This is a genomic window from Paenibacillus sp. PAMC 26794, assembly GCF_000316035.1.
Taxonomy (GTDB): Bacteria; Bacillota; Bacilli; order Paenibacillales; family Paenibacillaceae; genus Paenibacillus.
In genome coordinates, this window is the sequence record NZ_ANHX01000005.1 from 18061 (window position 1) to 30079 (window position 12019).

Sequence of the window (12019 nt, forward strand, 5' to 3'; positions counted from 1 at the left end):
CACTTATAACCCATTATACAGGTGGGTTTTATACATATTCAAGATCAGGAAGACCTAAATCTGAGAAAAGACCACAAAATGACAAAATAAAATTGCCGCGAAATGACATTGCTCACAGACAAATCAATTGTTATGATGTCCATACCTATTAAACCAAGTTAATTAATCGGCATTTGGGTATGTACTTTGAAAATGAATTAGAAATTAGGCACACTTTAAAAATAAGTTTTAACCGAGTGCAAACGTAGTGGAGGGGACGAAATCGATTCTGAAGAAGCGAAGCGGTCGCCTTTATCCCCGGGTTTTTCCTTTCGAAAAAGGAAATGAAGAAAACCCGGGGATAACAGTGATCGGAAGAACGATTCGTACCCGGAACGGCCATGTTGCACAACAGAGATCCTATTTTTAACATGAGACTTTATTTATTCATAGAAGGGACTGACTTTTGTGAGCGAACAGGAAGATATGACGTTTGGATGGTTTTTGCCTACGGCAGGGGATGGTAAGTATGTAGGGGTTGCCCCGGAGCGGGAGCCGAGTCTGGGTTATCTGGTCGATGTGGCACTGACGGCGGAGAAGGCAGGATTCGAATTTGTACTGATTCCAACAGGTGGGGCCTGTATGGACGCATGGGTGGTCGGCTCGGCTGTGATGAGTCACACGAAGACATTGCGTCCCCTTGTCGCCATTCGCCCGGGATTGGTTACACCCGTACTCGCTGCACGAATGGGAGCGGCACTGGATCAGCTATCTGGTGGTCGCGCCATCATCAATGTAGTGACTGGCAGTTCCGTTCGAGATCTGGAGGAACTTGGCGATCCACTGGCACATGCGCATGATGAACGGTATGTGCGGGCGAGCGAGTATATGGAAGTCATGAAGCGTTCATGGACCCAATCGACAGGACTGAATCTGACGGAGTTTGCCGGAAGTGGTTCAAAATCTGGTGCAGATGCACCCAGCGATCCCAACCCTGAATTCAACGGCCAGTATTATAACTTCAAAGGACCAGTAGGCATGCCGGAGACGGTGCAAAATCCGCATCCACCATTTTACCTGGGAGGAAGTTCACCGATTGCCAAGAAGGTCGCTGTTGAACATGCGGATACGTTCCTGATGTGGGGCGAGCCCCATGACTGGATTCAGGAGCAGATCGAAGAGATTGAGGTCATCCGACAGCAGGTGAAAGAGGAGACCGGACAAGATCGTCAGCTGCGTTACGGCATGCGTGCCCAGGTGCTCATTCGGGATACTGAAGAAGAAGCATGGGCAGCAGCGTGGGAGATTATTAGCAAAGTACCACCAGAAGCGATTGAGAAAGCCAAAGCCGCTTTTGCCGAAACGGATGCAACCAACCAACGCAGACAGAACGAGTTACGGGAACTGTCCGAGAAGCAGCAGTTTGTCGTAGGTCCCAACCTGTGGACAGGCTTGTCCGTTGTGCGTTCCGGCGGTGCAATCCTTATTGTGGGTACTGCCGAACAGGTCGCAGAACGTTTGATGGAATATGGAGATCTGGGCGTGACAACCTTCATTTTATCCGGTTACCCGCATCTGGAAGAGGCAGAAATCTTCGGACGGACCGTGATGCCGATCATTCGCGAGAAATGGAAAACAAGACAGAAGCAACATTCAGTTACTACTAACTAAGTTACTACCAACTCTAAGTAAGTGCCCCTTTTTTTACACTTTAACGGAGAGGGCAGAACCGATCTGAAGAAGCGGAGCGCTCGCCTGAAAGCTTTCTGAAAGAAAGCTACATCGGAAGCATACGCTATCCCCGGATTTTAACCATTGAGAAAAATGATTCAAAAAATCCGGGGATAACAGCGATCGGAAGATGGTACTGCACTCGGAGTGCCCCATGTAAAAACTTTCGTGCAACTTACATTAATCATCCTCAGGAGGTCGTCTTTCATGAAAAAAAATAAAAAATTGATCCTGCCGCTCGTCAGTATGCTGGTGATGTCCATCCTGCTGTCAGCTTGCGGCGGCGGGGATAACGCGTCATCTGGTGAGAACGGCTCCTCGGGTTCAGGTAAAGTTACGATCAGCTTCATGCACTGGCGTGGAGAAGATGTGGAAGCACTGAACAAGAGCATTGACGCATTTGAAAAAGAAAACCCGAATATTAACGTAGAGATGCAGACACTGCCCTCCGATCAATACCAGTCCACCGTACAATCCAAAATCAGTGACGGTTCGGTAGGGGATGTATTTGCCTCCTTCCCGGGTGCACAGTTCGAAGCTTTCACCAAAGCCGGCTTGTTCACGGACCTGACTGGATCATCGTTCCTGTCGGCCTACAATTCAAAGCTGATTGAATCAGGACAACATGATGGCAAGCAATATGCGATCCCGTATCAACTCGTATATAACGATCCAATTTATAATGTGAAACTGTTTGAACAATACGGATTGACGCCACCAACCGATTGGGAAGGCTTCCTGGCACTTTGCCAGAAGCTGAAAGACAATGGCATCATTCCGATTGCCTTTGCCGGAGCGGACATTGGCCCAGGGCAATTCATGAATACGATGGTGATGAACAATGCACCGAGTGACGACATTTTTACCAAAGTAGAAGCGGGCGAAGCCAAACTGACGGATGAGTTTTGGGTGAAAACGTTGACTCAAATCAAGGAACTGAACGATAAAGGTTACTTCCAGCAAGATGCACTGGGTACGAAGGACCCTGCGGCTGGCGCGCTGTTTATTCAAGAGAAAGCAGCCATGCTGGCGAGCGGATCATATCAATTGGCTCAGAACAAGCAGCAGAATCCTAATCTGGAGCAAAAACTGCTTGCACCGATTACGGTAAGTGCAGATCAAGCGAAGTATGAAGGAGTGCATACCACCACATTCATGCTCGCGGTGAACAGCAAGTCGAAACATCCGGAAGAAGCGAAGAAGTTCCTCGAATTCCTGAGCAATCCCGATGTAGCGAGTGACTATGCCAACCAAACGGGACAAAATGTAACGGTGAATGATGTGAAGTACGATACGCCTGAGCTCCAGGTAGCCGGAGAATGGGAAACCAAAAAGACCGTGTTCCAGCCACGGTTCACCATCCTGAACGGAGATAATCAAAAAGCAGTAACCAACTCCATCCAGGCTGTACTGAGCGGCACTTCTCCGGAAGAAGCAGCACAGCAGGCACAAGCGATCATTGATCAGCATATCGGGAAATAAACGATGAAAAACCGTCTTCAGCTATCCCTGTTTCTGATCCCCGGGTTGCTGCTGTACGTTGGATTGTTCGTATTTCCTACATTGACGGGGCTGTTCTACTCCTTCACGGATTGGGATGGGGTATCCCCGTCGTATGCATTTGTAGGGCTGGATAATTACAAGGACAGTCTCAGCAGCATCGTATTCCGCAAAGCCTTTGGCAACAACGTGGAGTTCATGTTAACGGTTGTTATTGCACAAACCTTTATTTCACTTGTCCTGGCTCTGCTCTTGGTACGTAATACCAAGACACGCATTGTGCTTCGGGCATTGTATTTCCTGCCTGCGATTCTGTCCTCCGTATCGGTTGGACTGATCTGGGCATTTATGTATGATCCATCCATTGGATTGATCAACTATGGACTGAATGAGGCCGGGATGAGCAGCATCGCTCGCAACTGGATTGGTGATCCCAAGATCGCCATCTATTCCATCGCTGCGGTACAGGTATGGGCACATGCCGGCCAGATGATGATTGTATTCATCGCGGGTCTGCAAGGCATTCCGGCAGAACTGTATGAAGCGGCTCGTATGGACGGCGGCAGCAAATGGCAGGTATTCCGTACCGTGACCTGGCCACTGCTGGCACCTTCGGCAACGATTGTAGTGGCCTATACGACCATTCAGTCGTTCAAGGCATTTGACCTCATTTTCACCATGACGGACGGAGGCCCGAACTACGCAACTGAAATTTTGACAACCTATATCTATCATACCGCCTTTGGCAGCTATTCATTTGGTCTGGCTTCTGCCGGTTCCATGATCTTCCTGGTGTTGCTCGCGCTCTTGACGCTGTTGCAGTTCAAGGCACTGCGTGCCGACCGGGTAAGCTATTGAGGTTAATGCTGGAGCATTCATCTTGTAACCGAGGCAGAAGGGAGTTTACATGTTTTTAAAATGGTTCAATCGCCTGATCCTATTGGTGTACGCGCTGCTGATCCTGGTGCCGCTGTACTTTGTATTTGTATCCTCGTTCAAAACAAGCAGCAACTTCTTCACCAGTCCGTTCAGCTGGCCGGACCCGTTTACGTGGGATAACATCACTGGCATGTTCCGTAACCAGCCGATGTGGCAATATTTCGGGAACAGTTTGGTCGTGACGCTTGGCACGGTTGCCATTGAGTTGTTGCTGAGCAGCATGATTGCTTACGCCATTGTCCGCTGGGGCGGCAGTGTAGGTAAAATCGTGTTTGCTCTGTTCGTAGCCGGTCTGATCGTTCCTTCCCAGGTGAGTATGCTGCCGATCTATTCTCTCACGCGTACACTTGGGTGGTCGGACAGTCTGACGGGCCTGATTGTCGTATCCGCCGCGATGCTGATGCCTGTCTCAGTATTTATGCTGACAGGTTTCATGCGCATGCTCAATTCGGAGATTCTGGAAGCGGGCAGTATGGATGGAGCAAGTGAATGGAGACTCTATACGCGGATTGCACTGCCACTGGCTGCACCTTCGCTGGCGGCAACAGCTACGTTCCTGCTCGTCATGGTATGGAATGATTTGCTTATTCCGATGTTAATGCTCAGCAGTAAGTCCAAGCTAACATTACCTCTCGCACTTATGCAGTTCCGCGGGGAATACGTGACGAACTATCCGATGATGCTTACGGGTGTACTGGTAACGGCTATTCCGATGATCGTGCTGTTCCTTCTGCTCCAGCGATACTTTGTTGCCGGTCTGACAGCGGGTTCACTCAAGGGGTGAGGTATCGCAGAAATCGGAAGGAAAAGCTTATTTTGCATTGATTTCTGTAGCATTCTGCATAATAATGATTTAGTGTCAGAATGACTACATAGAGATCAAGGGAGCTATAAGTGATGAGCAAACTGGAAGTATTGCGGAATCCCAAGCAGCGCAAGCTGCTGTTCAGTGCCGGCATGAGCTGGCTGTTTGATGCGATGGAAGTTGGTATGATCTCCTTTATCGTGGCTGCACTCGCCAAGGAATGGAGCCTCAGTCCCGGACAAGTCGGCGTGCTTACGAGTATTAACTCGATCGGTATGGCGCTCGGTGCTTTGCTTGCAGGTGCACTTGCGGACCGTTTTGGACGGAAGGCCATTCTGATGTGGACCTTGCTAATCTTTACGATTGCAAGCGGTCTGTCTGCACTGGCGACCGGATTCGCCGTATTGTGTGCACTGCGTCTGGTTGCAGGTATTGGACTTGGCGGAGAGTTGCCTGTGGCATCCACATTGGTATCGGAGTCGATGCCTACAGCGGAACGTGGACGTGCCGTTGTTTTATTGGAAAGTTTCTGGGCAGGGGGCTGGATTGTATCAGCACTCATTGCGAACTTTGTTATCCCGGAGTACGGATGGAGAATTGCCTTTGCCATTGGTGCGCTTCCGGCGTTCTATGCACTGTATCTGCGTCGTGCCATTCAGGACCCACCGCGGTACAAGAATCATACCAAGCTTCATAAAATCACGTTCCGCGAGAAAGTGGCTACCGTCTGGTCAGCACCACATCGCCGTACAACGTTGATGCTATGGATTTTGTGGTTTACCGTCATTTTCTCTTATTATGGTATGTTCCTGTGGTTGCCTTCGGTTGTGATGGCAAAAGGCTTCACAATGGTCAAGAGCTTCCAATACGTGCTGATCATGACGATCGCACAGTTGCCAGGTTATTTCACCGCAGCGTACTTCATTGAACGTTACGGTCGCAAGTTCGTACTGGTTGTGTATCTTACCTTAACTGCATTCAGTGCGATTGCGTTCGGATTGGCTACAACGGAAGCGACAATCCTGACCGCAGGAATCTGTCTTTCCTTCTTCAATCTGGGAGCCTGGGGTGGTCTGTACGCCTACAGCCCGGAATTGTATCCGACTTCCGTTCGTTCGACAGGTGTTGGACTTGCCACATCGGTTGGCCGAATCGGTGGTGTACTTGCTCCATTAATGGTCGGTATGCTGGTTCAACGCGAAGTGGCAATCAGCCTGATTTTCACGATTTTCTTCGTGACAATCCTCATTGGCGCAGCAGCTGTACTGTTCTGGGGCCGGGAAACGAAGGGTCAGGAACTTGCTGAGTAATTGTCAATAAATACAACGCAACTTTTGTACGGGTCTGCCAGCCTACGAAAATGCCGGGTTGGACAAGCGATGTAAGGTTGATAGAAGAAGGGGTATGACCATGGTGTGACCATGGGCTCATGCCTCTTTTTGCTATGTTCAGCGTCGTTTTTTCACTGCGTCATCGGTCCGATAGACTTCATTTTTTCTATATCCTATAATGACACTCGGGATGTAGGGCCGTGAGGATTCAGGGGATAGAAGTGGGATCTGGATTCAGAAAAGTGGAGGTTAATGGAATGATGAAGAACAATATTGGAATGGATCAACCGAATGAAATGAATGAAAAGAATATGATAATTGAATTAGATAGTGTGAGTGAGATGAAAGAGATGAAAGAGATGAAAGAGATGAAGGTGGTTAGTCATATGAACAGTAATGAACGGACTACAGTTGATAGCACGAATGAGGAGTTGGATCTATTAACGTTTGCTGACACCCTGGAACCTATCACTGTCAGTCGGAAAGTCACTCATGGGAAAGGGAGGACGGCTGGTAAAAGAGCAGGGCGGGTCAGCATGCTCCTTGGTGCCTGCGCGTTGACGCTGGGATTGACCGTGGCAGCTCCTTCTGCGGGAGCACAGAAGCTGGAACAGGGCGTTCGTAGCGAGCATGTGCTGCAATTGCAGGAGCAATTAAGCGATTTAGGGTACTTTGATGCCGGATTGACCGGATATTACGGTTCGATTACCAAAGGCGCTGTCCGCAAGTTCCAGCAGTCGCAGGGACTGAGTGCAGACGGCGTTGCAGGTCCGGCAACACTGAACAGGCTGAACAGAAAGGCCAAAGCCGAAGGCGAGACACTGCGCCAGTTGGCGAAGCTGATCCATGGCGAAGCGCGCGGAGAATCTTTTGAAGGGCAAGTCGCTGTAGGAGCGGTTGTGTTGAATCGGGTACATTCGAGTGAATTCCCGTCGTCTATTTCGAAGGTTATTTTCCAGAAAGGACAATTCACGGCTATAGATGATGGACAGTTTAATACCAAGCCAACCCAGGCCTCTTACAGGGCTGCTCGTAAGGCATTGAATGGCGCTGATCCGACGAACGGAGCGCTCTATTATTACAATCCGAAGATTGCCACTTCGGTGTGGAGTAAGAGCAGGCCGACGTTGCTGACGATTGGTCAGCATGATTTTACGAGATGAGAAAGTTTGTAGAAAATTAAAATGGTAGACAGTAATTGGATACCATAGTATAACCCCGGTGGGTGCTGCGAGGTGCAGACATCTTCGGGGTTAATTTAAATTTGTATGACTTACAAGACTATAACTAGAGTTTCACTCTGAATCGAAAGTTAACGATGGTCCTAATAAGTCTAGATCTGTTGTTGTTGTAGTCAAATCTAGTGGTTGATTCGAAGGACCCGGAAATCATGCCTTATACCTACCTCTTTTGAGAATTTAGTGGTAAAATATTCTTACTATTCCCAATTATAATTGATTTTTTGAACCTATTAGACTATATGGAATGTCCCGTGTAGTGAAAGAGGAACGTACATAATAGGAAGAAGAGTGATTAATTAAATGAAGAAATTGTTATTAATTGTACTAGCAGGAGTATCTATTGTAAGTTCCAAGTATGTAACGTGTCCGAGGTGGTAGTCTACAGCAAAGACCATAAAGTAATATACAGTCTAGAATTAGTCCAACGCACTGGAGGGAACTACAATCAAATTAGAATTTCTAGTAATATTCATGTTTCACCCAGGAAAGCAGGAGCGAATTGAAAGTGAGGGAAGATTATGTACCGTATGGTTATGATCATCTTGGCTACTATGTTGTTACTAATATTAGGGGGCTGTGCAGGTGTGAATGAGAATAAAATAAAGGATCAAGAAATTATAAATCGGTCGGAAGTAACAGCAATTGAATATTTGAAGGATACCTATAACTTGGATGTAACTATTACGGATAAAGAGATAATGCCTAAAATGGCCATGAGTTGGGTGACTGTGTACGGCCACGTAAAAGAGCACAAAGAGCAAACGTTTAGTGTGTCTATTAATTATGAGACAAATAAGCAAGAATCATTTATTTATAGCCAACAACTAAAGAGTGCATTGCAAGAAGAAGGATATATTATAAATAAAAATGCAACACAGTAGAGGGGTGAGTTACATATGGAAGCTACTGTAAGACAAGACATTACGGATCTGAATTATAGAACTATGTGCCAGATAGCCTACTTAAAAGTAGAAGAAGGTCAAGAGATTGATGTACCAGGTTGGCAAGTGCTAGATCAGAAACATAATGTATCCGGTATGGATGCTGTTACATTCTACAATCCAGAGACGAAGCAAGCGGTAATTGCATTTCGAGGAACAGAAGGGGACGCAATTCCGGCAAGATCTGTTCCAGATTTTAGAACGGATGCTCTACATATTGGTTTCCCTGAAATCGGTGCAACCATAGAACGTGCAATAGATTGGAAACCGAAGTTCTGGAAAGATTTCTCACGTGGGGTTGAAGATGGGTTAGGCATTACAAAATTAAATGATTGGGTTGGCGATGTCAAAAAGACGGTAGATAAAAATGTGGGTAGCTTTAATCAACTCTATGAGGCAGAAAGCTATGTCAAGAGTATGACAGACCAACATAAAGACCTACAGTTTTCCCTAACGGGTCATTCTTTGGGAGGTGCTAATGCACAGTATGCAGCGGTATACACTGGATTAAATGTCGTTACTTTTAGCGCTCCCACAGTCGTAGCATCGCTTACTCCCGAGATGAGAAGGAAAGCAGAGGAGGGGGGATTTGATGGACAAGTGACTAACTTTATACATCCTGGAGATGGCATTGCAAGTGGTTTTTTTGGAGGTTATGAGCGGCATGTGGGGGCCACGTTTCTTATTGATTCTAACTATGCAGATGGAAATGAAAACTATGGCATTAACGTTTGGGCCAAGGTAGTGGATACGTTTTTTGAGGATGGTCCTAAATATCACGATATGAAGCACTATAGCTTCGATCAAGATGGATATATTGATAATCCTCTTTATGATGAAGTTACTGGAGAACGAGTAAATTTCTCTCCACGAAAGCCTTCGGAGCATAATATACTTGATCACGCGCGCGAAGCATGGGAGACACTGACCAAAGGATTCAAATCGGTGGCCAACGTGGTTGGTGGATACTCCGCAGGGACCATAGAGCTAACTCCTGAAGAACTGCAAGAGACTGCGGACAAATGGAGACGACAAGCTCAGGATATGAGTCGTACCTTTGAACGGATTCAACGGAACTTTTTCGAGTATACCGAGAGCAGCCATAGTCAGCGACTTGTACCGATCGTGTGGGATCTCCAAATGAGTATTAAGCAACTGGATGAATGGCATCTGGAGCACACGTCGGAACTGGTGGACTACATTAATCAAAAGGCAGAAGATTTTATACAAGCAGATTCCGGAGCACAGTGAAAATTTACATAGTAGTAAAACGTGTAAAAAAACAAAGGCGTCACAAAGAACATGCAGAAACTAGAGAGAGCCTAACCAAACTAAATCTAACTAATCGGAGAGTGGAAAAGTTGAAAAAAATAATGTTACCCATAATGAGCGCTGTAGTAGTCGTATCGACATTGATTTCTTCCCAGGCTTCTGCCGCAACAACAACCTTCAAAGATGTGCAAGCTAATCACTGGGCAAAGTCTGCTATTGAATCTGCGGTTTCCATGGGATACTTCAAAGGATACGGTAATGGATTGTTCAAGCCCAATGCTTCGGTAACAAGAGCAGAATTTGCATCCCTAATTTCACGAGTAGCCAAAGACATGACACTTCCGGAAGATGCCCAGACTGATTCATTTAAGGATCTGAATGGACACTGGAGTAAAGCTGAGGTGGATCGGGCGGTTACTTTGGGGTTCATTAATACCAAAGAGTATCCAAACGGATTTAAACCAAGTACTCCGATTACTCGCGAGGAAATGGCCAAATGGTTGAGTTCCGGATTGGTTGCTTCCAGTGCTGAGTATAAAACAGCATTTGCTGAAACGAAAGGAACGTTACTTCCAGTCAAAGAGTCGTTTAAACCAGGAATTGCTCAAGATAAAATTCCTTATCTCGCTGTTGCAATGGGAACCAACCTGATGAACGGCTTTCCAGACGGATCGTTTGGAATGGACAAGACGACTACTCGCGCTGGAATCTTCTGCTATTTTGTTACGTCTCGAAAATGTACTGAAAAAAGAAGCTATGACATTTGATGATCTGAATGAATTGAGAATGATGGGTACGAAAAAAACGAATCTTGAATTGGTATCTAGCCTTACTACAGGGAAAACTTCTATCGCTGATATTTCAGGGAAACGGAAAACGTTCCGTAACGGATCTGGTAGTCTGGTGTTCCATCGTTTAATTGGTATAAACACGTCAGAGCCTAAGAAGAAAGATAGCATCTATACATCGCTGTTCATGACCGAGTTCGGAATGAACAAAAATAAGAATAGCGGCGTACTTCCTGTATTCAAAGAAATCACAATTTATCCAAAGAAACAGGGTTTTGACATTGGGGATTATAAGAATGGTGTTATTGATATGACTGGTGGGATGACTATCACAAATAAATGAACCAAAAATATGGATACGAAGTAATTCCTAATTTAGAGCCTGCAAAGTTTTTTGCAAAAGAATAAAATGGTGTGAAGGTGTGGGTTGTGGAAAACCTTAAAATCAAAGACTTTTACGGACAATTTAACATGGACGACGGTTCATATGCAGTTATTTCAAATAACAACTAGGCAGGGATTATAAAATGAAAAAGAAATGGACTGTTCTATCATTACTCGTAATTTTCCTTATTTACTCCTTCGGTGTTATGTCTATTAAAACCTATGCTAGCTTTAAGAACGGGTATCCAGATAAAGACATAGAAGTGAAACCAAGCGGATTAGCGAGGGGAAAGCAAACGATCAAAGTCAAAGTAACGGGAAAAGCTAATCCTAGGCCCAAGACTATATGGACTCAAGGCGATTTTAAAATATGGCAAGCAACAAGTGAAAAATACGGTAGGGTAGAAACGAATACTTACTCTTCTAAATTAGATGCTCTTCCCTTGAAGCTTCCTTCAGATAAATTTGTTAAAGATGAGATTAACACGAAAAACTACGTACCGGATTCATTACAAGATAAACCAACAGGTAATAAATTCAAGAGAGATCACGTCACAGATATAGAAATTGATGATATTAAATACAACACCATAGATGAAACCTATTCAATTAAGCCAGGTTCAAAACCGGCCTACAAAAAAGGGAGTCTACTGGTAACCATAGAAACACGAACTGGTACTGATTCTGTAGACCCGGATGATGTTGCTGATTATCAATGGGAAAAGAAAACTCCGTATGGTACAAGACAGGATGGAGATCCAAAATATCAAGTTGAGTATTACACACCACTAGAGATCGATTACAGTGGTTATGTTACGGAAACCAAAGAGATCCGAGTAAGAGAAGACATGCAGCTCCAATTAAATGATGTGAAATCATTGGTTGCAGAGATCCGTACGAAAGCATACGACCAAGAGGAATTTGGTAACTGGATAAACGTTTCCAAACGCGCCGACCAAATCGAATGGAGTTCTAACAAACAAAACGTAGTTTACGTAGAACCTAAGACTGGTCAAATCGTTGCAAAAAATATTGGTACAGCGGTCATCACTGCAAAATGGAAGAATTCCGAAAAGGCCCATATTACATTTATGAAAATGTAACGATT

Annotated in this window: 11 protein-coding genes; all 11 read left to right on the forward strand. The window is 45.6% G+C overall.

The features are described from left to right. Positions 1 to 465 precede the first annotated feature (465 nt). The 11 genes from D829_RS0103670 to D829_RS0103715 all read left to right on the forward strand — a co-directional run bounded on the left by D829_RS0103670 (position 466) and on the right by D829_RS0103715 (position 12014). Positions 466 to 1650, forward strand: a complete 1185-nt coding sequence (locus tag D829_RS0103670) for an LLM class flavin-dependent oxidoreductase (RefSeq protein ID WP_051153862.1) — start codon at positions 466 to 468, stop codon at positions 1648 to 1650. Between the two features lie 267 nt (positions 1651 to 1917). After that, a complete protein-coding gene (locus D829_RS0103675) occupies positions 1918 to 3192 on the forward strand; it encodes a sugar ABC transporter substrate-binding protein (protein WP_017687486.1) in 1275 nt (424 codons plus the stop codon). 3 nt (positions 3193 to 3195) lie between these two features. Next, complete coding sequence (locus D829_RS0103680) at positions 3196 to 4068, forward strand: sugar ABC transporter permease (protein WP_017687487.1); 873 nt, start codon at positions 3196 to 3198, stop codon at positions 4066 to 4068. Positions 4069 to 4117: 49 nt separating this feature from the next. Next, the gene (locus tag D829_RS0103685) at positions 4118 to 4933 is read left to right on the forward strand and encodes a carbohydrate ABC transporter permease (RefSeq protein ID WP_017687488.1); all 816 of its coding nucleotides are present in this window, start codon (positions 4118 to 4120) and stop codon (positions 4931 to 4933) included. Between the two features lie 113 nt (positions 4934 to 5046). Next, the gene (locus tag D829_RS0103690; protein WP_017687489.1) at positions 5047 to 6264 is read left to right on the forward strand and encodes an MFS transporter; all 1218 of its coding nucleotides are present in this window, start codon (positions 5047 to 5049) and stop codon (positions 6262 to 6264) included. A 278-nt stretch (positions 6265 to 6542) separates the two neighbouring features. Further along, positions 6543 to 7448 (forward strand): cell wall hydrolase, encoded by a 906-nt coding sequence (locus tag D829_RS0103695; protein WP_017687490.1) that lies wholly within the window; start codon positions 6543 to 6545, stop codon positions 7446 to 7448. A 596-nt stretch (positions 7449 to 8044) separates the two neighbouring features. Then, positions 8045 to 8407, forward strand: coding sequence for a hypothetical protein (locus tag D829_RS30330; RefSeq protein ID WP_017687491.1), 363 nt, complete (start codon positions 8045 to 8047; stop codon positions 8405 to 8407). Between the two features lie 15 nt (positions 8408 to 8422). Continuing rightward, positions 8423 to 9718, forward strand: a complete 1296-nt coding sequence (locus D829_RS0103705) for a lipase family protein (protein ID WP_017687492.1) — start codon at positions 8423 to 8425, stop codon at positions 9716 to 9718. A gap of 110 nt (positions 9719 to 9828) precedes the next feature. Beyond that, a complete protein-coding gene (locus D829_RS33190) occupies positions 9829 to 10506 on the forward strand; it encodes an S-layer homology domain-containing protein (protein WP_085981436.1) in 678 nt (225 codons plus the stop codon). Between the two features lie 19 nt (positions 10507 to 10525). Next, on the forward strand, positions 10526 to 10870 hold the full coding sequence (locus tag D829_RS33195) for a hypothetical protein (protein ID WP_193748448.1): 345 nt from the start codon (positions 10526 to 10528) through the stop codon (positions 10868 to 10870). A 184-nt stretch (positions 10871 to 11054) separates the two neighbouring features. Beyond that, positions 11055 to 12014, forward strand: a complete 960-nt coding sequence (locus D829_RS0103715) for a hypothetical protein (RefSeq protein ID WP_017687494.1) — start codon at positions 11055 to 11057, stop codon at positions 12012 to 12014. The last annotated feature ends 5 nt before the right edge of the window (positions 12015 to 12019 follow it).